Here is a 21,947-nt window from a genome sequence, read left to right as displayed (position 1 = left end):
GCATGCCCGAACACCCTCGAAGTGGGGGTTGGGAGGACACGGCTGACGCGCCTGGAGCATGCATCGTCGATGCTCAGAGGAAGGAATTCGGCTGCGAACGGAATTTTCCTGTGCCATCTGGAGTGACATCATTTTCGTCACCCAAATGGTTCCTCATTCCACTTTCCCCCGCTTCTATTTCATCGCTGTTACGAAAAAGAAAAGTAAAGTCGCGGTGATTATTTCCAGGCCGTGACGTTTTGTGTGTCGTCCTGAAAAGGCTTGCGCGCGGGTTGCCGCACCGTCAGAGTGGCAACCATGAAGCGAAGACTCATGCCCCTGACGATGCTCGTCGCCGGCCTGACCCTCGCAGCTGCTGTCATAGCTCCGGAGCCGTCCGCAATGGCCGCCGCGGGCATGCCGGCCCCGGGTGCGCTGGTGTGGAGTGACGAGTTCAACGGCCCTGCCGGAACCGCGCCGGACCCCGGAAAATGGTCCTACGACACTGGAGGATCCGGCTGGGGCAACGGCGAACTTCAGTACTACACATCCAGCCCCAGGAATGCCGCAGCAGACGGCAGGGGAAACATGGCCATCACGGCACGCAAGGAGAATCCTGCCGGCTACCAGTGCCATTACGGCTCATGCCAATACACGTCCGCACGCCTCCTCACCGCCGGAAAATTCAGCCGGACGCAAGGTCGGTTCGAAGCCAGGCTCAAATTACCTCAAGGGCAAGGTATGTGGCCCGCATTCTGGATGCTGGGCAACAACGTCTTCACCGACGGTTGGCCAGCCAGCGGGGAACTGGACGTCATGGAAAACGTCGGCAAGGAACCCGGAACCGTGTGGGGAAGCATCCACGGCCCCGGCTACTCGGGCGCGAACTCGTCCAACGCCAGCTACACCGTAACCAACGGCAAAGCACTGGGCGACGCGTTCCATACATTCACTGTGGACTGGGGGCCCGAATCCATCACGTGGTACATCGACGGCACTCCCTACTCACGGAAAACTAAAGCCACAACTCCGGGCCCTTGGGTCTTCGATCACAACTTCTTCCTCCTGCTGAACCTGGCCGTCGGCGGCTACTGGCCCGGAGCTCCGGACGCAGGCACAGCGTTTCCGCAGTCCCTCCTGGTCGATTACGTCCGGGTCTATGAACTCGCTGCCCCTCCGTCACCACCTGCAAGCGCGGCCGGAACCCGGATCCAGGGCTACGCGGGCAAGTGCATCGACGTCGCCGGGAGGCAAGCCGTGGACGGTGCTCAACTCCAGCTATGGGACTGCGACACAGCAGCCTCGGAGCAGTGGACTTTCGCCGCCGACGGCACCATCCGCTCACTGGGCAAATGCATGGACGTCGCCTGGGGATCCACATCCAACGGCGCACGCATTCAACTCACCGGGTGCAACGGCAACGCGGCGCAGAAGTTCGTTCTGAACAACGCCGGGGACCTGGTTAATCCGCAGGCCAATAAGTGTGTTGACGTCGCCGATTGGAGTCCATCCAACGGTGCACGGCTGCAATTATGGGATTGCGCCGGGTCCGCCAACCAGAAGTGGTGGCGGATGGCGTAGGAAAGCGTCCGACGGCGGCGCGCGGCTTTACGGGGTCCGTTCGACTATTGCTGGGGCGGCTGGGGAGCTTCCTGGAGTAGTCGGCCGGAGCCGTGGGTGTGCGTCGTCGTCGCGGCGGATGGTGGGTCGCCCGGCCGGGCTGGTTGTTCTGGGCCCGGCCGGGCTGGGCTGGTTTTTCGGTGGAGTGTTTGCCGTTTCCGCTTTACGGAGCCGGCTGGCATCTCGGGCAGAAGTAGATGTCCCGTTCCTCGGTTCCATCCGGGCCGGCCAACAGGCCACGCCGAACCGTGGCGCCACAGCGCCTGCACGGTTGGCGTTCCCTGCCGTAGACCCAGTAACCGGGTCTTAGGGCCCGCGGCCCAAGAGTGCTGCGCCGCCCTGGACCAAGGTTTTCGCCGAGGAGACGCTTGGCGTCGTTCACCGTCTTGGCGAGGTCCGGGACCTCTCCCACAGGGAGGGCGGGGTGGATGCCGGAGAGGTAGCAGGCTTCGCAGCGGTAGATGTTGCCGATGCCTGCCAGTTTCCGCTGGTCCAACAGCGCGAAACCCACGGTGACGTCCGGCTCGGCCCGCAGCCTCCGCAGAGCCTCGTCCTCGTTCCAATCAGGGCCGAGCAGGTCCGGTCCCAGATGTCCAACTATCTTGTCTTCCTCGGCGGTGGGCACCACTTCCAGGATGCCCAGCGAGAACCCCACTGCGTCAGCCGTGGCTGTGCGGAGCACACACCGTGCCGTATGGCCGGGCTTGGTCCATCGACCACCCGGCGGATAGATCATCCAGTTCCCCTCCATTTTCAGGTGGGAGTGGATGGTCAGGGCACGCGGCCTTTTGCTGGCGCCGGGTGCCTCGTCCACGGGGCCGGTAAGGCGCATCAAGAGGTGTTTGCCCCGGGGGACCACCTCGGTCATGGTCCAGCCTGCGAGGTTCAGGGTGGCGAAGCGTGGCACACGGAAGTCGGAGGCCGTGATGGTTTGTCCGGCCAAGGCCTCGTTCAACCGCGACGCAGCGCGCCAAATGGAATCACCCTCAGGCACGGATCCGGAGTCCCTTCGGAGTGGAGTAGGCACCGGCTGCTGCCAGGGCTACGGCAATGGGGGTTTCGAGAAGGTCGTGGCCGTTGACCTTCTCCATGAAAAGCTTGTCCACGGCACCGCGGCGCACCACATCCACCAACGCCTGGGCCGCAAGTGTCAGCACGGCCTCGTCTTGATTGAAGGTGAGCAGTGTCTTGCCGCCGCGTTCCACGTAAAGGACCAACGCGCCGTCGACCATCACCACGAGCGCTCCGGCCTTCCGTCCCGGACGGTGCCCGGACCCGGCGTCGACTGACAAGGCAGGCCACGGAAGGGCGGCGCCGTACGGGTTGGCCGGATCCGTCGCGGCCAAGGCCAAAGCCGACGGTTCCGCCTTGGAAATGCGGGCATCCTCTGTGAAGGACCTCAGCCGATCCACGGTTGCTGGAACGGCGAACTGGGCAGCCCCCAAATGTTCGATAAAGTACCCGCGGCGGCACCGGCCTGCCTCCTCCAACCGGGCAAGCACTTTGTACATGAGCCCGAAGCCGCCAATGATGTTCTCCGCCATGACCGAACCTCTGGTGACCACGCCGTACCTGTCCAACAGCAGTTCGGCCGTGCCGCGGGCATGGATGGTGGGATCCAATTCCGGGGCAGGCAGGGCCGACCAGCGGCCCACAGCAGACGGCGGTGCAGCAGCAATTCCGCCTGAAACCGATCCGTAGCGGCCACCAGTAAGCCCGGGCGAGCCCAGCAGACCTGACCCATGGGAGCGGCCCAGCCTGCTGAGGCGGGGAGCCCGCGCCCTTGGCGCCTTGGCCACCTGCCGGTGTGCGGTTTTGCCGCCGGCGATCATGGCGCGCACCGGGGCAAAAGTATCTCCTGTCACCCGGCCGGCCCAGACCAGGTCCCACAGCGCAGAGACCACGGCGTCGTCGCTCAACACCGAATCCATGCCGCCTGCCACGTCAGTGAGTTGCCGGAAGAAGTAGCCACCGCCTGCGCTGAAGTGCTCCAGGAGCCGCTGTTGTGCGTCTCCGGGTTCGAACTCGGGGGAGGGGTTGAGGGTCAGCTCGGCGGAATCGGCCACGTGGAGGCTGATCCAGCCGTCGTTTCCCGGGAGGGAACCGGCACCGGACCACAGGAGCTCGCCCGCGGCCATCAGTTCGTCGAGCATGGCCGGTTTGTAGTCCGCCACCCGGCTCGCCAGCACCAAAGGCTCCCAGGCTGAGGCGGGGATTGGTACGCCGGACAGCTGGTCCACGGCCGTGATGATGCCGTCCAGTCCGCGCAACGCCTGGCTCCGCGACTTGCCCGGTGGGGTGACGTTTTGCCAAGCCGGCAGGAACCGCCCGTAAGCGGCGGTGTCAACGGGCTCCACTTCGGCGCGGAGGGCAGCAAGGGAACGGCGGCGCAGCTTGCGCAGAACTTCGGCATCGCACCACTCGCTGGACGGCGGGGCGTCCAGGGTCATGAGCTCGCGATCTGCCCCTTCCGCCATGGGCTGGGGTTCGGCCACGGCGTGTGGACGGAACTCTCCCTCCACCACCCGGCCGTCCCCGGCCAGGCGTTTCAGGGCCGTATTGACCACCGCTACACCGAGTCCCAACCTTGAGGCTGCTTCCGACGCCGTGAACGGTCCGTGTGTGCGTGCATACCGGGAGACGAGGTCACCCAAAGGATCATTGACCGGCTCAATGAACGCCAAAGGAACACCCATCGGCAAGGGAACGCCGATTGCGTCGCGGAGTCTTGCGGAATCCTCCACCGCAGCGAAGCGTTCGACGCCGCCGATGGTCACCTTAAGCGCACGGTTGGCTTTCTGCAGGGCAGCGAGGTGGGATCCGGCGTCGGTGACGGTGCCCGGTGGCGCGGCCGGCTGAGCTTCCTCCAGGTGTTCGGCGCCGTCCGGATGATCTGCGCTGACATGCTGCTCCAGTGTTCCGGGCTGCAGCATTGTTTCTGCGGGCTCCACGCCTTGAAGCCGTTCCGCCACTTCTTCAACGCTGAGCGGACCCAACAACCGCAGCAGGTCAGCCACGCCCTCCATCCCACGCACGCGCCTGTCAGGGGCCAGCCGCTGCAGTTCCCTTTCCGTGGAGTCGATAACTGCCGCATCCAGGAGCTCGCGCAGTTCCACACGCCCCAGGAGTTCGTTGAGGAGAGTGGAGTCCAACGCCAGGGCAGCGGCCCGGCGTTCCGCCAAGGGGGAGTCGCCCTCGTACAGGAACTGGGCCACATAGCCGAAGAGCAGCGACTTGGCGAAGGGGGACGGCTGCTGCGTGGTGGTCTCCACGATCCTGAGTTCACGACGCTCCACAGAGGCCGCAATGTCTTTGAGTGCGGGCAGATCGTAAACATCCTGCAAGCATTCGCGCACCGTTTCGAGCACGATAGGGAACGAAGGATACTTCCTGGCGACGTCCAGCAACTGGGCCGAGCGTTGCCGTTGCTGCCACAGCGGCTGGCGCTTGGCGGGGTTTTGGCGCGGCAGCAGCAGCGCCCGGGCTGCGCACTCGCGGAACCGGGAGGCGAACAGCGCGCTTCCCCCTACTTCGGCGGTGACGATTTGTTCCAGTTCCTCCGGGTCAAACAGGAACAGCTCAGCGCCGGGCGGCTCATCTTCCATCATGGGCACGCGCAGGACGATGCCGTCGTCGGCCGCCATCGCGGAACCGTCCAGTCCGTAACGCTGCTGCAGACGTTGCCCCACGGCGAGTGCCCAGGGGGCGTGGACGGGCATGCCAAAGGGGCTGTGGAGGACTACCCGCCAGTCGCCGAGCTCGTCATGGAAGCGTTCGACCACCAAGGTTCGGTCACTGGGGACGATCTCCGTGGCTTCCTTCTGTTCCCTGAGGTACTGAAGCAGGTTGCTTGCCGCGAAGGCGTCCAGGCCGCTGGCTTGGCAGCGTTCCATGGCGGGAGCCTCGTCAGCGGCGGAAAGTTCGCGGATGAAAGCGCCGAGCGCCCGGCCGAGGTCAACGGGGCGGCCGAGGGAGTCACCCTTCCAGAAGGGGAGCTTGCCGGGTTGGCCGAAGGCCGGGGAGACCAGGACGCGGTCGTGGGTGATGTCCTCGATTTTCCAACTGGTAGCGCCGAGTGCGAAGACGTCGCCCACCCGTGACTCGTACACCATTTCTTCATCGAGTTCACCAACGCGGCGGCCGCCCTTGGCTGCGCGTGCCGAGGCAGTTGGCTCGCTCCCGTCCGCGCTGCCCGGCGAGGCTGAGCCCTCAACTTCTGTGCCGATGATGTACACGCCGAACAGTCCACGGTCCGGGATGGTGCCACCGGAGGTCACAGCAAGACGCTGGGCCCCCGGCCTGCCCTCGATGGTTCCGGCATGCCGGTCCCAGATGATGCGCGGCCGGAGCTCGGCGAATTCGTCCGATGGATAGCGTCCCGCCAACAGGTCCAGTGTGGCCTCGAACGCGGACCGCGGGAGGCTGGCGAACGGTGCTGACCGGCGCACAGTGCTGAACCAGTCTTCGACGTCGATGCTCCCCAAGGCAGTCGCCGCCACCGTCTGCTGGGCCAGGATGTCCAACGGATTCGTGGGGATGCTCAAGCGTTCAATTTGCCCACTCAGCATGCGTTCCACGGTGACACTCGTGTGCAGGAGATCCGCCCGGTGCTTCGGGAACAGCACGCCCTCGGAAATCTCGCCCACCTGGTGGCCGGCACGCCCCACACGTTGGAGGCCACTGGCCACTGACGGAGGAGACTCCACCTGGATGACCAAGTCCACCGCACCCATATCGATGCCCAGTTCCAGTGACGAGGTTGCCACCACGCAGCGGAGCCTGCCGGATTTGAGGTCGTCCTCGATCATGGCCCGCTGGTCCTTGGAGACCGAGCCGTGGTGGGCCCGGGCCAGGACAGGATCGGCGCCGGTGGTGCTGCCGGCCTGCGCCATCATGTGGGCCGGGGTGGCTGTGGATGCCGGTACTCCGGCGTCCGATGCCGGGGCGGCCCACTCGCTGCCGCCTACAGCCATCAATTGCCGTTCAGCGTAGATTTCGTTGAGCCGGGCCGTCAGACGCTCGGAAAGGCGCCGCGAATTTGCGAAGACAATAGTGGATTGCTTGGACAGGACAAGATCAACAATCTGTTCCTCCACATGGGGCCAGATGGACGCCTGGGGCTGCAACCCTGAGGCCGGCCCGGAATCGAATGCTCCCGCGGCACCTTGGAGGTCCGACATATCCTCCACAGGCACGGTGACTGTGAGGTTCCAGTTTTTCTTGGATGGTGGAGCTACGATTTCCACTGGAGCCTGGCCCGCCAGGAACTGCGCCACCAATTCACGCGGCTGCACGGTGGCCGAGAGCCCGATCCTCTGCGCCGGCTTGGGAAGCAAGGCATCCAGGCGCTCCAAGGAAACGGCCAGATGGGCCCCGCGTTTGGTACCCGCAACGGCGTGCACTTCGTCGATGATGATGGTGTCCACTTCGCTGAGCGTCTCCCGGGCACGGGAGGTCAGCATGAGGAACAGGGATTCGGGCGTGGTGATCAGGATGTCCGGCGGGTTGGTCAGCAGCGTTCGGCGATCTGCCGCCGTCGTATCTCCTGAACGCACGCCGACTGTCACGAGCGGTGCAGGCAGCCCTAGTCGCTTGGCCGTCTGAGTGATGCCTATCAGTGGCGCACGGAGGTTCCGCTCTACGTCCACCCCGAGTGCCTTGAGTGGGGAGATATACAGGACGCGGGTTTTGGTCTTGGGACGTTTGGCGCGGCCCTTGCCGTTGGCGGGGACAGTCTCCAGCCCTGGGAGGGTGTCCGACGGGGTGGAGTGCAGCCGATCCAGCGCCCAAAGGAACGCTGCGAGGGTCTTACCGGAACCGGTAGGAGCGACTACCAGGGCATGCGAACCTGACGAGATCGCGTTCCACGCCCCGTCTTGCGCGGGGGTGGGCTCGGAAAAGGCGCCGAGGAACCATTCCCTGGTTGCCTGGCTGAAACGGCTGATGGCGCCATCCGACGCCTGCGGCTCCTGCATCCCTCCATCATGCCCCACGGCCCCGACAGAATAAGCCGGGAGCCGTGGAGTCAACGTCAGACTGCTTGGAACGCGGTAATGGTCAGGAGTTTGATGCCGGCATTGCTGCAGGCGTCGTGGGGCTCTGCGACGAACAGCGATGCTGTGTCGTTTGGCGGGTAGATCCGGAAGCCGGCGGCAGGGACCTTGGTGCAGTCGCCGTAGTTGCCGGCCTGCGTGTAGCGGATTTCAGCCCACGCAGACTTGCCCGGGGCCAGTTCGATCTTGGTGACCGGAGTGGTGGTCTCGCGGGTTGCCGGTTCGCCGATCGGTTCGCCGCTGGCATCGGCTGTCAGTGAGACGCCGGCGAAGCCTTCGAGGACACAGGGGGTTGTGCCGGAGTTCGTCAGGATCAGCTTTTCGTAGATGCTGCCTGCTGCTCCGCCGCCGGTTGAATCGGTAGCCGCCGTCAGCGACGCCGCTTTGCACAGGGTGGCGTCTGCTGGCGCGGCGGACGTGGCGGTCGGCGATGGGGAGGGCGTCGTCGTGGCCGTCGCCGATGGTGAGCTGGGTGTCGACGAGGCCGACGGAGTTGAAGAAGTGGGCGGGGCACTGCTGGTTCCCGCCGGGCTGGGGCTTGGCCCGCAAGCCGCCAGGAGCAGCAATGAAGCGGCTGCCGTCGTTGTGACAAGTCCGGTTTTGATGCGCTGAGTCCACATGGGCACCAGCCTTGCCCCGGCCGTGACGCGAGTCAATTGAGCCACGGCACAGTGTGCGGATTGGCGCCCGGATCGTGATCTTCCGGGCGCCAACCCGGGGTCAACTACTTGGAGGAATCAGCCTTGGCCACCGCAGGCTTGGCAGCGCGGCTGCGGAAGAAGGCAGCACCGCCCAGGCCCAAACCAGCGATGCCGGCGACCAGGCCGGCCCAACTGCGTGCCTGCGAACCGTCGTCCGAGGTCACTGCGGAAGCCTGCTCGGTGGAGACGGCGGTTGCCGCGTGGTGGTCACCTTCCGCGGCAGCAGGGGTGATGGTCACCGACGGCGCAGGAGCTTTGAGTTCGTGCTCGTCCTGTCCCTCCTTGGCGATCTCCGACCAGTCAGTCTGGCCCTGCTCGCAGGTCTGCAAGGTGGGGAAGTAGATGGTCTTGCCAGCCGCGTCCGGCAGTTTGACCGACAGGACCAGAGCGTCACGGAGGTGCGGGTCCAGCGGAGCTTTGGCTGTGTACACGATCTGGCTGGTGCGCTTGGTGATGGTGGTGCCATCGTCCAGCTTCTTGGGCTCTGCGAGGGTCTCCGTGACCTTCTCCACGGTCCAGTTCGGGTTGACTGTGGGCTGGGCGTCGTTCAGCTCCTCGGGGAGTGAAATGGCTACCTTGGTGGTGCCGAACGTGTCGCAACCGTGCGGGATGCCGAAGGTAACCAGGGCGTATGAGTTGGCAGCGGTCTTGTTCGGGTCTGCGGAAACGTGGGCTGACGCTCCGGCCAGGCCGGCCATCATCAGGGCGGCGGTTCCACCGGCGACGGCGGTAGCGGAAAGGGTGCGACGGAGGGCGGACTTGTTCATGGGAATGCCTTTCAGATGCGCTGGCTGAACCGGCGCAGGGGTACGGGGTTGGGGCCCGTCACCATGCAAAGGCTTTGCGTGTGCGGCGCATTGTCGCGTCGCGTTGGTGCCGGGCGGAACTAGGGAAGTACGACGACGGCGGGCGGGCCGCGTCGGCTGTCTTGCCTGAGGTTCCGCCAGGGGCGGGGGATGAAGACGTCGGGTGCGCCAACCGTGACAGGGGAGGCGCCGGCGTCGGGCCTGAACACCAAGGTCGGCAGGGCGAGCAGCGGCCGTAGCCAGGCCGCCAACTGCCAGAGCGCATCTTCGCCCTTGGCCAGGACGACGGCGGAAGCGAGGGTCGCCAGGATGTGACCCACCAGCATCAGTGCGCCGAAAGCCGTCCCGAGCTCGTGGGTGTGGGTCGCCGCGATATCCATCCCGGGGTCCAGGGATTCACCGCCCAGGTGGTGGTTTGCCGCCGGACCCGTGGCTGTGATGGGCCCCAGGGCCGTGAAGGCCTCGTGAAGCACCAATTGTCCCGCGCCTAAGAGGCCCGCCATGGAGACGAGGTTCAGCTTGAAACGGGTAGCCAGTGTTGCCACCAGAGCCGTCAGCACCACGAGCGCCAACAGGACCGGGGCCGTGGGAAGCGTCCCGCCGCCCACAATGTGGGCACCTGCTGCGAGGAGAACCACGACAAGGGAGACGGCGCCCGACCGCAGAGCATGGAAGGGAGCCCGGGTCCGCGATGTGCGCACGTGGTCCTCCCTGATCTCATTTGTTGCTTGATTGTCGGCGTCTTGATTCTATCGGGAGTTCGGCGCCGGCCTGGCCCCGGATGGGTGGCTATGTGGATAGGTGCGCCGAGGGGCGGGATCCCGGCACTTTGGCAGCGACAAAAGAGGTGAGAGCTAACCCCTCGCCCGCCGGACGAAGGTTGCTTGTGGGGGCTGAGGCACTTTCGCTATCGACGTGGAACGACGACGGCGGAGTTCCAGTTTGAGGCTTTCCTCGCCGCGCGCCATGGCCCAGTGATGGTTGGCCGAGAATGCGGGTTTGAGAAGCCAGCTCAGCCAACGGAGCAGTGGCTTGGCTGCGCTGACCCGCCAGTCGTAGGTGATGACCACTTCCGGGCCGTCGGTTTCGAACGTCCAGCGGCCTGTTCCGTTGAGGTCGCCTTGTGCTGTGAGGGCGAAGCCGTCGAGGGTCACCGGTTCAGTGACGGTCAGCCGCCAACGCAGGGTGTACGGGAGCCAGCCCTTGGTGTGGAGGTCGAAGCTGGCGCCAACGCCGTCAGGTCCGCCGTCGGCGACGGGAGTGACCGTGAGATAGACGGACGGCCACCATTGCTTGAGCGCCGCGGCATCACCGAGGATGTCCACCACTTCCTCGCGGGATCCCGCCACACGCCACACAGTAACGAACTCGTAGTCACTGCTTTTGCTGGTTCTTTTGGTGGTCCCGGCCATTGTTGCCTCCGAGGTCCGTGCTGGTTCCGAGGGTGTCTGGTGGCATCCGTGATTAATCTACTCTTGGCATCGTCGAAGGGTTAGCTCTCGCCCCTTTGACAGCGTGAAAGGGTTGAGATCCCGCCCCTCGCCGGTCGTGAAAGGGTTGAGATCCCGCCCCTCGGCGGAAGCGAAGACAAAGCTACTCGCCCGAGTTCTCCCGGGATGTGATGCCGAACGGCGCGGACTGGAGCTCGGTGAAGTTTCCCACGCTGGCCCGGACCGTACATTGCGGCGTGATCTGCAGGGCTGTGACAGTGAGTCCTGAGCTGTCCACCGCCAGCGCTCCGCCACAACCGTCGGCGAACCGCACTCCCTTTTCACCGCCGGTGACTGCGTCGAGCATCTGCGATGGCTTACCCGAGGCCGGGCTGACGTAGAGGGGATTGAGTTCATCGGCGCCGCCTGCCCACACCGGAACCAGCGTGATTTTCAGGGGACTGGGCGTGACAACGCGGGCAGGGGTGCGGACCTCTACGCCCTTGAGGCGTTGCACCGGGTACGCGGTGCCTTTGACGGCAGGGTTTTGCGTGGCAGCCGTGGTTGCAGCCGATGAGCTGCGAAGCCAGGCATCCATTGCCCTCTGGTCCGCGGGCTGCACAGGTACCTTGGCGGTCAGTTGTACAGATCCTCCGGCGGGAATCTCCACCCCGGACAGCTTCCAGCCGCATTCAACATCCAGGCCGGTGATGGAAGCCTGGTTACGGCTCACCGTGCCACCATCCCACGTCACAGCCGGGCATGCTTCGCCATCGGCAAGTCCGGGGATGACCTCCAGGAACTCACCGGACAAGGGCGCTTTCTGCGCCGAGTAGGACACTGTCAAACGGACCTGGCCGGACGAAGGCTCGTACGCTGCGCTCCGCGAAATGGCGAGGCCTGTCGGAAGGGCAGGGTCCTGAAGTTGCGCTGACAGCTGCTGTCCGGGAGGCGGGGGTGCTGCCTGCTGGGTGGTGGGGGACAGGAGAATAAAACCCACCACCATGGCCACGATCAGGAAGACCGCGCTGGCGGCCAGAAGCAGCGCCTTGCGTGTCCGCCAAAACGGGGTCGAGTCTTTTTCCTCTGCCTTTTCCTCCGCTTGGGGAAGGACCTCGCGGCGCGGCATGGGGCGGGCAATGGTAGCGCTGCCGGCCTGCCCAAGGTCCGGAGCCTCAACATCGACGCCGGCGGGTGGGGCCGCTGCAAAGGCTGTGAGTTCGTCATCGGTAAAGGCGCCGCGGACGACGGTAGCGGGACGTTCGACGTCGTCGAACTCTTCGGGCGCTGTCCCCCGGAGGAGAGCGGGCTTGCCCGCAAGACCGGGCGCCAGGCGTCGGAGCGACGACGCAGCTTCACCGGCTGTTGGGCGTTGGTTGGGGTCTTTGGACAACAGCCGATCCAGGACGCTCCACAAAGCATCATCCACCGGAATACGGGGCGGTCGCGAAGAGACATGGCGGTACGCAACGCTGAAGTCCGTCCCCGGACCCGCGAACGGCGTGCGGCCGGCAAGGAGTTCGTAGAGCAGGACTCCCGTGGAATAGACATCTCCGGCGGGCCCGGACCGCCCTTGGCTGATGAGTTCGGGAGGCATGTACTGCGGAGTGCCGATCAGGCCTGTCGTCTGGCGGATTTTCTCGCCCACGACGTCGGAAATGCCAAAGTCGGACACACGCACGTCGCCGCTTTCACACTCGGACCACGGGCGGGCCAGGAGCACATTGTCCGGCTTGATGTCACGGTGCGTCACGCCCCGCGAGTGGGCGAACGCGAGGGCATCGAAGATTTCGGCGGCCACTTTCGCTGCGTCTTCGGAGGGCAGCGGGCCGGAGTCCTTGACGACGTCGCGCAGCGAGCCGCCCGCGATGTAGTCCATGATGATGGCCAACCGTTCACCCTCAACCACCATGTCCCGTACTGTGACGATGCTGGAATCCTGCAGACCGAGCAGCACGGAGCGCTCGCGGACGAACCGCTCTACCAAGGAAGGGTCATCGGCATGCTCCGGTCGCAGGACTTTGGCCGCCAGGGTGCGGCCGTCGGTGGACGTGACCGTCCAGACTTCGCCCACAGCCCCTGAGCCCACGCGCTCCCCAAAGCGGTAGGACGCGCCCAACGCCTGACCCGTTTGTGCCAATTGCATGTCCGTACTCTCCAAAGCTGTCGATCTGATGTCCGGGCCGTTCCGCGGACCCCTGCAAAGTATCTGCTGTTGGTTTAGCTCCCGGGACTCAGGGACTGGATCAGCGACATTTGCCCGCCCACACCGAGGTATCCGCGTCCGGCAGTGAGCGCCACGGGTGCCTTCCGCGGAAGCGTGGCACCCAGAAGCTCGCCGTCGTAATTGACGTCGGGCTGGAGCACCACGCCCAGACGGGATTTTCGGATGGCCTTGGTCCAGTGACTGTACAGCCCACGGAGGTCAGCGGCCCGCCCTGAGGCAATAATGCAGAGCCCGGGCAGCCCGGAGGCTACGATCCCCGCAATGGACTGATCGGTGTCCTCAAAGCGTTCGGCGTCATCGATCAAGAGGAACACCGGGCCGCGCTCGATCCGCAGTGAAGCCAACAACGCAGGTACTTCGTCGGTGCCTACGGCTATCCGGTCCAGATCGGCGGTGGCCAAAGGGGAGCGGCGGTCGCAGATGCCCCAGACCTGGGCCGGGCCCCGGGAGGTGGATACGCCACGGACAGCCTCGGCCAGAGCCAGCAGCACGGTGGATTTACCAGAACGGGCCGGCCCGGCAATCAGGGCGTGCTCGCCCTCATAAATTTCCAGGAAAGCCGGTGAGAGGTCTGTTTCGCGGATTCCCACGGGGATGTGCCACGGCTCGGTCTCGAGTTGTGGCTTCACGCCGAGATCCGCCATGGTGACGTTGGTGGGCAGGCTCCTGATTGCAGTGGTCTTGGCAGGCGCATCTCCCCACCCTTGGCGGACACGGTCCACAGCGGCTTCCAAGCCGATGCCGGGAGTAGCAACGTGCATCTGCAGGGAGGTCCGCGGATCCACGCAACGTCCGGGGAGGGCGGCCGGGACATGTTTTGCCCGCACCCCGAGCGACGAGTAGTCGTAGGTGTCGGCAAGCCGGAAGAGCCACTTCTGCAGCGTTACTTCATTCATCACGGAAGGAACTGCTTTGGCACGGGTCGTGGTCACGGCGAAGGAGAGCCCCAGGGCCGGCCCGTCGGCATAGGCCCGGTACAGCAGGCCCAGGAGTTGCTGCCCCTCAAAGTCCTGGAATTCATCGCGCAGCGACGCCAGGCCGTCGAGAAGGACCACCGTGCGGCGATGCGTACCTGGTGCTGCCCTGCGACTTTCCAATTCGGTGTTCAGGTGCCGCAGGAAACGCGCTTGCTGCTCCTTGGCGCCGGCACCGGTTCCCACATAGGCCACCGTGTGGGGCAGGCGTTTGAGCATCTCCAGGTCGCCGGAACCCATGTCCAGAATCATCAGGTCCAAGTCGGCGGGATCTGTATTCTTCGCAAGGGTCAGCGCGATGGTCGCCAGGGTGGTGCTTGTACCGGAGCCCGCTACACCCATCAGCATCAGGTTGCCCATGGACATGTCCCATCCGGCGGCAGACTGGCGCTGCAAGTCAGGCTCGTCCAACAGGGTCAAGAGGACGGTGGACCCCTGTACGCTTCCGACCGATGGACGGTCGGCTGTAGAGGTCTCCTCGGGAGATCCCTCCGCCAGGAATCCTTCCAGCTCCACCCGCTCGCCCAGCGCCTCCGGCCAGACCTGCCGCGGAGGGGCGTATCCGGCTTCGGCATTGGCTTCCACCACGGCGTCGATAAGGAGATCCAGATCGTTTTCGTCCATCGCAGCGGACCGTGGAAGTACGGGCGCGGGGGCGGGGACACCGAACTGCCGGATGTCGCGAACATCGACGGCGGGGCCGCCGTCGAGCTGTGCCTGTCCGGTGACCAGCGCGGTCTGGACGGGCGTGATGTCGTCTTGGCCGAGTTTCACAAAGGCGCGGCCCATCTGGGCCCTGCCGATCGCTGAGGCGGCTGGGACGCCAATAACGTTGTTGGAGTCGTCGCGGCTCTGGACGCGCAGCGCCACCCGAAGGTTGGTGTTCGCGAGGATGTCGTCGCTCACCACCCCAGCCGGACGCTGCGTAGCCAGGATCATGTGCACTCCCAAGGTGCGGCCCACGGCGCCAATGCTGACGAGGGCCGTCAGGACATCCGGGAAATCCTTGGCCAGCATGGCGAACTCATCGACCACCAGCAGCAACCGGGGCATCGGCTCGGCGGGGTTCGTGGCCAAGTAGGCATTGAGGTTGTCGATTCCCTCGCCTGCCTCTGCGAAAACCCGCTGGCGGCGCTCCATCTCTGCTTCCAGGGCGATCAGGGCCCTGTCAGCCAGTTGTTCGTCCAGGTTGGAGATGGTTCCGATGGTGTGCGGGAGGCGCTCACAGGCCTTGAAGGCTGCCCCTCCCTTGAAGTCCACCAGAATGAAGTTCAATCGGGTGGGATCGTTGCGGGCGGCGAGGCCAGCTACCAGGGAGCGCAGGAATTCGGACTTTCCGGAGCCGGTGGTGCCGCCCACCAGCCCGTGCGGTCCGTCCTTGACGAGGTCAAGGGTCAGGGGTCCGTTTTCGCCGGTACCTATTGGCGTGGAAACGCCGGTGGGGGCCTGCCACATCCGGCGGATCGTGGCCGCGTCGGGGCGTTCGTAGCCCAGAAGCCCGGGCATCCGTACCAAAGAGGGCAAGGAAGCCCCGGGAACGCTGAGTTCGGGATCATCGAAGTGTGCCAAGCGTGTGGCGCAGCGCAGGGCTTCTTCCTGGTCGAGACCTGCCAGGATGACGTCCTCCACGCGGGTCAGGTCCTCCGGCTGGTCCACGGTGGCTGCAGCATCCGTCCCAACCCTGATAATGGTGGTGCAGGACGCCGGCAGTTGTTCCTCGGACGTCGCTATGACGATGCCCGCCACGCGGGGAGGCCGCTGCTGCGGGTTGACGTGGCCACCGGGAACGGAACGCCCCATGCCGAGCAAGGCGCGGGCAGGGGCGTCCCTGCCCTCTGTCAGTACGTCGGAATCCAGGACCACCATGAGCGCTGGGGTGGGCAATTCCTCCACTGAATCCTTCAGCATGCGCAGCATGGCCAGGCTGGTCTCACGATGCGCGGACATCCAGCGATCGCCCGTGCTGCTGCCGGTTTGGCGTGTGTGGGGGAGCCAGGACGCCCATTCCCATTCATCGGCCCGGCCGGCGTCGCAGAAAACGCCGATCGTCAGATCGGCAGGACCAACGTGCACCGCGGCCTGGGCAACCAGTGAACGGGCCAACGCCAGGGCTCCTTCCCGTGAGCCAACAATGCCAACGACGCCGGCGTCGGTCAGGTCCACCAGAACAGGGGCTGCCAGGAGACGGGCGGCGGTGAGGGTCTCCTTGACTTTTTCGTCCGGGCGCGAGCCCGCAGCACGGTCAACTTCGGGCTTCCACGGGACGTCACCTGTGCCCGCGTGCAGGACCAGGAAGTCGTCGGAGTCAGCACGGCGCTGCCACAGTGACGTCGCCGGAAGTGACGGACGGCGGACCACCGTAGCGGGATCGGGGACCATCTTGTGCCGGCGGGCGGTTTCCACCTCTGCGGCTGTGCGGATCTGTTGCTCAAACTCTTTGAGGGCTCCGTCGAAGCGCTCTGCCTCTTCCTTGAGGCCCCGGGCATGGCGACGCTTTTGCTCGAACCACATGCCCACCGCCATCACCGGACTGAGCATGGCGAACATCGCGAAGCGCATGTCCCTCAGGATCATCACCATCGCAACGGCCATGACCAGCGGTGCCAGCACTGTGATGTAACTGAACTTGTTGGCTGGCGGAACGTCCTTGCGGCTCGGCGGGACCAACGGATCCCCGGCGGGTGCGCGGCCGGGGCGCGGTGGCCTGTTAAAGGGAGCAGTGGCTGCCGGGGTCAGGTTGTGCAGGCTGCCGGGGGCGGGAGCGGGGGTCTCATCCAAGGTGGGGCGGAGGAGAAGGACCGTGCCACCTGCCGTGATGGTGGCCGTTTGTGTGACCAAAACCCCGTCCTCGCCCACAGGCTCCCCGTTGACCAAGGTGCCGTTGGTGGAACCGCCATCCACCACCCGGAGCCCCTCCTCTTCGCGGCGAAGACGGAAGTGATCCCACGAGGCACTTTCGGTGGGGAGACTGAGGTCGGCATGGGGCGACCTGCCGACCAGCATGTCACGCCCCTGCGGAACATCCACCACACCACCCGTACGTTGCCCGCCGGCCAACGTCAGGCTCCAACCACGGACACGGTGCGGCGCGGGCCACGGTGCGCGTGAGATGCGGCTGCCCTCCAACAGAATCAGTTCGGAGAGCGGCGTGGCACCCCGGACCTCTGTCTCATTGACAAACACCGGCTCATCAGGCGAAACCCTGGGTCCGCCGGCAGCTTCCACTAAGTCGGACAGCGTGGTGGCGGGCGCAGCATGGGCAACCTCGCACTCGAAACGACGATCGTCCAGGTCGATCAGCACACGCAACGGGCGCTCCTCCTGTAGTGGAACTGTTCCCCTCAGGCGTGGGGACAGAAAGGGTTGTTAAGGGCTGGCTGGTGCCGGTACCCAGACGAGCCGTGGAGCGTTCTCGTCTGCCGGACGAAGACCGAGGTCCTGAGGTGACGCGAAGACGGGGATCGCTTCGGCAGTCAGTGCTTGGGATTGCGAGAAGTCCAGCGGCGGTCCGGCGAGGCCTTCCCCGGCGCCGAAGGACAGGGTGCGCAGCGACGCTGCGACCTTCGACGGTTCCTTGCTGCCGGCCAGTGCAGCCGCGCGGACCAGGGCCACCACGGCGTCATGGCTTCGGGCGTCCGCGGCCCAGGCATCCGCCGAGAACGGGGTATCGTCTGTCAGGTTCTTGATCTCCGGGTTCCCGCCAGCCAATCTAATGCCGGAGAGGAACGCGGACATGCCCCGCCCTTGGGCGTCCTGCTGAAGTGCGATTGCATCGCCGGTCGCCGGGGCGACGCTGACAAGTTGTCCTGAAGCGGTGCCGTCAAGCTCCGCGAGCGAGGACGCGAACGCGGGGGTGATGGCGCCGTCGGGAAGTACCAGCGGAACGGACACGTCGCGTGACTGGAGGGCTTGGACCAGCCGGGCCAGGCGCTGCGGGGTTGCCGCCGACACCACAACAGCGTCTGCGGGGTTGGCAATCCGTGTGCCTTCAGCATCAGCCGGCGCGTCCTTGGCCGGAGGTCGAAGCTGGTCGCCCGTACGGATGGCTGCTTCCTGGGCCAAGCCGGACACGTCGGAGAAGCCCTCCAGCGTCAGTGTGTCAGCGGGAGTGACGGATGCCGGGACCTGGCCGCCGTCGCTGACCAGCAGCACCCGGCTCTTGCCGGCAAGTGCGGTCCCCAGAGCGGCTTGGACAGAGGCTGATGTTGGTCCAGTGGTCCACGTCGTTTGGGTCGGTTCCGACGCCTCGCTGTAGGGCAAGATGACCGGGAGGCCCCGCTCCTCAGCGGCCTTCGCTGCTGCACGGGCTTGCGGACCTGTGCTGGCAACGAGAACGCCGGACACACCCTGCTCGGCAAGCGCGCCGACTGCGGCACGGGCGCCGTCTTCGGTGCCTTGGTCGTTCTGGGTGGGGAGGGTGACTGTCGCGCCGCCTTGGGCGAAACGCTGTGCCGCCACCACGGCACCCTGTGCTGCGCGGTTGTATTCGGTTCCGGGCTCACCGGACTGGCCGAATGTCATGACGACGCCGATCGAAAAGTCCGCCGGCAGGCCGTCAGCCTTGAGGGCAACAGGAACTGTGGCAGCCACAGGATCGGGCCGGGGAGCTTCCGTGGGGCGGTTCAGTGCCATGGTCAGGACCACAGCAGCAGCAATCACGACGGCGGCTCCCGCAGCGATCAGTAAGAAGAGACGGTTGCGGGGGTTCACGCGTTGCCGCCGATCTTCAGTGTGTACAGCGTCTGTGACGTCGCACCTGCAGGGACCTCGAGTTGGAACGGTGGCAGTTCATCCACTGCAGTGAGCGAGGCCTTGAACTGGGCCTGGCGCAGGAGAAGTCCTGCAACGTCGCGGGAGCGTATGTTGGCGTAGCCTTCAGCATTCTGGGAGGCCAGGGCCAGTTGGAAGTCCGCTGTGTCTGCTTTTGCCGCGCTGGTGGCCATGGAGCCGAGCAGACCCGAGCCGTTGACCGTGCGGTCACCGAGATCCAGCATCACTTTATTGAGGCTGGAGGCGAGAAGGGCGCTGGCACCCTCGACGTCGCGGGTGGAGCCGGACGTGCTGGACGCAATGTTCTCCAGCGAGGACTGAGTGCTCTTGGACAGGGCGGCTGTGAGGTCACCGCTTTGACCGAGGAGTTCGTCGCGCTGTTTGTTGACCGTGCCCTCGGCGTCCTTCACAACGTCGTCTGAGGTGGACTTCAGCCCGGAAATGGACCGGTTGAAGGCTGTGGTCACGGATTCAGAGCTGGCATCGCCGATGTCGGCAACCTGGCGTACTTGTTCGCCGACGGTTTTGTAGACCTCGGCGGCGGTTTCGGCCGAAACGTCGCGGAGTGACTCTTTGATCTTGTCGCCGAGCATGTCCTGCTGCTCTTTCAACTTCGCGAGTGCGGTCGTCACTGTGCCGGAGGAGTCAATCGCGTCAGCCAGTGCAGTATCGAGCGCCTCAAGTCCCTTTTTGGTGCCATTGGCGTTTCCTGTTGCGGCGCCGTCGAGCGTCTTGACGCCCGTCTTGATCGCTTCGAGCTTGGTGTCGGCGTCGTCGAACGTCGCTTCCAAGGCGGTGAACGCCTGGCCAATTGCCTGGTCGGCGGCAGTCGTGTCAGTGGCTGCAAGAACCTCGTCCCAAGCGGCTGACTGACCTTCGAGCCGCACGTCCAGTGGCTCCTTGAAGCCCGGCGGCGGATTCAGCGCGGGTGTGGGGTTGCCGTCCTCATCAGTCGGTTCGCACGGCACTGAGGTCAAATAGGAACGCAGCCGCTCAACATCCTTTGCGGACAGCTTGCCCTTGCCGGGGATGAGGCTGTCATCGGACAGCTTGCACAGCTCGTCCGCCACCTTCTGGTTCTGCTGCAGCATGGAGCCGTTCAGCCAGGTTCCCTGACCGAGTTCGCCCTTGGCATCCTTGGCATTGGTGGCGATGGCGAGCAGTTTCTGCCGGAGGGCGTCAACGCTGGTCTGGGCTGCCGTGGCTGCTTTCCGCGTCGCGGCTGCAGAGTCGGCGGCGGACTTGATGGCCGTATCCAGTGCAGCCAGTGCCTTGCTGTAATCCTCGGACGTTCCAGAGCCGTCAAGCATCGCACCGAGGTCGGTGCGCACTTTTTCAAGTGCGACGGCGGAAGTTGCCTGGTCTTTGATCGCGCCTTCGATGACCTGCGGCTGGAGACCGGAGACGAGCTCGTCGCCCTTTTGCACCAGGCCCAGAAGCGCTCCGGTAACTGTCACAGCCGAACCATAAAGGGAGCAGGTCATGGAACCCTGCTCAGCGCATTCCGCTGGCGTGGGGTTTTCCGGTCCCATGGTGGCTTTGAGGGCGCCGGCAACGGTGTCCCGGCAACTCGCGCTGACCTTAGCGTAGGCGTCCAGCTGTGAGGACATGGTGAGAACGCTGGAGTAAACGGTGGCTGCCGGCGCGGCCTTGGCCACCTCGGCGGTGCAGCCGTCACCGGTGATGGGGGTGACCGGCGGTGTCGCGGAAGTGTCGCCCAGCATGGCGTCCACGGCGGAGACCGTCAGTTTCAACTGCGACATGGTGGTGGACTGGGTGGCAGTTGTTGAAGACTCCAAATCAGAGCCGAGAACCTGCAGCTGCTGCTTCAGGTCAGACATCGTCGCGGCAAGGGCCTGGGAGTTGTCCCGCAGTTCACCGGCCGTCTTTGCGCCGAGAGTCTGCGAGGTTGCCTGCAGGTTCCTGCGGACATCGGTGATGGTGGATCCGGCCTTCGCCAGGACCGTGTTGACATCAGATACGAGCGAAATGGTGCGGCGTTGCAGCTCCATCTCCGAACCGGTTCCGGATGAGAAGGCGCTGGCGAGCACACCGTTGGCACTGAGGTCTGTATTGAGGCCAGGCTGGACTGCGACGTCGAATTCGGGAACCTGGAAGTCCTTCACGTCGGCGGCGAGGCGCAACGTGGTGCTGGCGCCGGAACGCGGGGGAGCCAGGACAGTGGCCCACTGGACAACGGTGGCGCCGTCTTCGGTGCTGCTCAGGACTCCGTTGGTACCGGTAGTGCCGTCGGCTGAGCCGGGTGTTACGTCGTCCGCCCGGATGCCCGGGAGCTTGGTGGACGCTGCGATTGTCAGCGGAGCGCCTACCAGAGCGGTGTCAGAGCGGGCCTGGCCGGCGGCGTCGTACTGGATGGTCTGTGGTTTGACGGTGAGGTTCTCAAGCGTCAGGTTGATCTCTACCGGGCCGGTGTGGCCTTTCAACTCGGCGAGGTCGGAACCCGATTTCTCGCCGGCACGGTACTGGAGGCTCACGCGCACCGGGAGTTCGCCCACTACCTGGGCGGTGTCATAGGTGGTGTTTTCCGCCGAAGAGTCACCCGCAGCGGACACGGAGATGGTGGTGCCTTCGATCTTCTGCACTCCGGCGGCGGGGGACAGGCCTACACGGACGCTCTGCAGGAGTTTGACCGGGTTGGACACCGGCTCTGGCTCGGGAGTCTGGGTGCACGAAGTGGTCGCGATCAGTCCCAGCGCTATCAGGGCGATGCCCAGAGAACGGCCCGAGGGGATACGCCGCCCCGGTTTGTACTGGTTAAAACTAGCCTGCCTGGGCATGGATCGTCCCCCTCTTTCCGTTCACGGTGCCTTGAGTATCATAAGGTTGCGCTCCCGAATGGACTAATCCCGCCGTGCGGGGCACCGCCCGCAGTTCACGAACGAATCATGTTTTTCGAACTTTGTTTGTCTGTTTGTTGGATTTATTCGGTGGTGTTGGTAGTTTGTGGGTGTTTGGTTGCCTGGGTTTTTTGGCTTGGGTGTTGCGATTGTTCTTATTGGGAGGAAAGTTCTATGTCGCGTGTGTTGTCTACTGAGCAAGCCAAGGCTGCTATTGGTCAGGTGCAGTCGATTATTACTGGTGGGTTTACGGATCAGATTTCGGCGTTGGATGCGCAGGGTCGTGTGTTGTCGGATCCGAATGTGTGGGATGGGCCGTTGGCTGCTGAGTTCCGTGGTTCGACGTGGCCGGAGACGAAGGCTGCGTTGGATAAGGCCAAGGAAGAGCTGGAGCAGTTGCGCGGTCAGTTGCAGAAGATTTCGCAGGATATTTTCTCTGCCGGTGGCGGGGCCTGATTCCTTCTTTGCTGTGAGTGTGGGGGCCGGGTGATCGTGCCGCTTTAGTGCGGTGTGGTTGCCCGGCCGTTCC

General features: G+C 64.9%; 12 protein-coding genes. 2 read left to right on the top strand and 10 right to left on the bottom strand.

Going from position 1 to position 21,947, the window contains the following annotated elements:
• Positions 1 to 297: 297 nt before the first annotated feature.
• On the top strand, positions 298 to 1,560 hold the full coding sequence (locus tag WBN73_RS12820; RefSeq protein WP_280626691.1) for a glycoside hydrolase family 16 protein: 1,263 nt from the start codon (positions 298 to 300) through the stop codon (positions 1,558 to 1,560).
• Between the two features lie 202 nt (positions 1,561 to 1,762).
• On the opposite strand, the gene WBN73_RS12815 is transcribed toward WBN73_RS12820, so the two are convergent.
• The 10 genes from WBN73_RS12815 to WBN73_RS12770 form a co-directional block, all read right to left on the bottom strand.
• Positions 1,763 to 2,593, bottom strand: coding sequence for a DNA-formamidopyrimidine glycosylase family protein (locus WBN73_RS12815; protein ID WP_337340429.1), 831 nt, complete (start codon positions 2,591 to 2,593; stop codon positions 1,763 to 1,765).
• Positions 2,586 to 7,574, bottom strand: coding sequence for an Lhr family ATP-dependent helicase (locus WBN73_RS12810; RefSeq protein WP_337340428.1), 4,989 nt, complete (start codon positions 7,572 to 7,574; stop codon positions 2,586 to 2,588). The genes WBN73_RS12815 and WBN73_RS12810 overlap by 8 nt, the downstream gene beginning before the upstream one ends.
• Positions 7,575 to 7,630: 56 nt before the next feature.
• Positions 7,631 to 8,272, bottom strand: a complete 642-nt coding sequence (locus WBN73_RS12805) for a DUF4232 domain-containing protein (protein ID WP_207597470.1) — start codon at positions 8,270 to 8,272, stop codon at positions 7,631 to 7,633.
• Between the two features lie 104 nt (positions 8,273 to 8,376).
• Positions 8,377 to 9,120 carry a YcnI family copper-binding membrane protein gene (locus tag WBN73_RS12800; protein WP_337340427.1) on the bottom strand — a complete coding sequence of 248 codons (744 nt, stop codon included), beginning with the start codon at positions 9,118 to 9,120 and terminating at the stop codon, positions 8,377 to 8,379.
• 119 nt (positions 9,121 to 9,239) lie between these two features.
• Positions 9,240 to 9,860, bottom strand: coding sequence for a hypothetical protein (locus WBN73_RS12795; RefSeq protein ID WP_337340426.1), 621 nt, complete (start codon positions 9,858 to 9,860; stop codon positions 9,240 to 9,242).
• Between the two features lie 153 nt (positions 9,861 to 10,013).
• Positions 10,014 to 10,571 carry an SRPBCC family protein gene (locus WBN73_RS12790; protein ID WP_207596274.1) on the bottom strand — a complete coding sequence of 186 codons (558 nt, stop codon included), beginning with the start codon at positions 10,569 to 10,571 and terminating at the stop codon, positions 10,014 to 10,016.
• Positions 10,572 to 10,752: 181 nt separating this feature from the next.
• A complete protein-coding gene (locus tag WBN73_RS12785) occupies positions 10,753 to 12,735 on the bottom strand; it encodes a serine/threonine-protein kinase (protein ID WP_337340425.1) in 1,983 nt (660 codons plus the stop codon).
• A gap of 74 nt (positions 12,736 to 12,809) precedes the next feature.
• Positions 12,810 to 17,099, bottom strand: a complete 4,290-nt coding sequence (locus WBN73_RS12780; RefSeq protein WP_443193262.1) for an FtsK/SpoIIIE domain-containing protein — start codon at positions 17,097 to 17,099, stop codon at positions 12,810 to 12,812.
• A gap of 57 nt (positions 17,100 to 17,156) precedes the next feature.
• Positions 17,157 to 18,500, bottom strand: a complete 1,344-nt coding sequence (locus WBN73_RS12775; RefSeq protein ID WP_207596277.1) for a hypothetical protein — start codon at positions 18,498 to 18,500, stop codon at positions 17,157 to 17,159.
• Positions 18,497 to 21,358: a hypothetical protein gene (locus tag WBN73_RS12770; RefSeq protein ID WP_337340424.1), complete on the bottom strand. Its 2,862-nt coding sequence runs from the start codon at positions 21,356 to 21,358 to the stop codon at positions 18,497 to 18,499. Before WBN73_RS12770 ends, WBN73_RS12775 begins: the two co-directional genes overlap by 4 nt.
• 108 nt (positions 21,359 to 21,466) lie before the next feature.
• Between WBN73_RS12770 and WBN73_RS12765 the strand changes: the two genes are divergently transcribed.
• Positions 21,467 to 21,874: a hypothetical protein gene (locus WBN73_RS12765; RefSeq protein ID WP_280626706.1), complete on the top strand. Its 408-nt coding sequence runs from the start codon at positions 21,467 to 21,469 to the stop codon at positions 21,872 to 21,874.
• Positions 21,875 to 21,947: the final 73 nt, after the last annotated feature.

This window comes from Paenarthrobacter sp. CCNWLY172 (assembly GCF_037402035.1).
Taxonomy (GTDB): Bacteria; Actinomycetota; Actinomycetes; order Actinomycetales; family Micrococcaceae; genus Arthrobacter.
The sequence above is the reverse complement of the archived record's forward strand: the minus strand, read 5'-3'. Positions and strand labels throughout refer to the sequence as shown.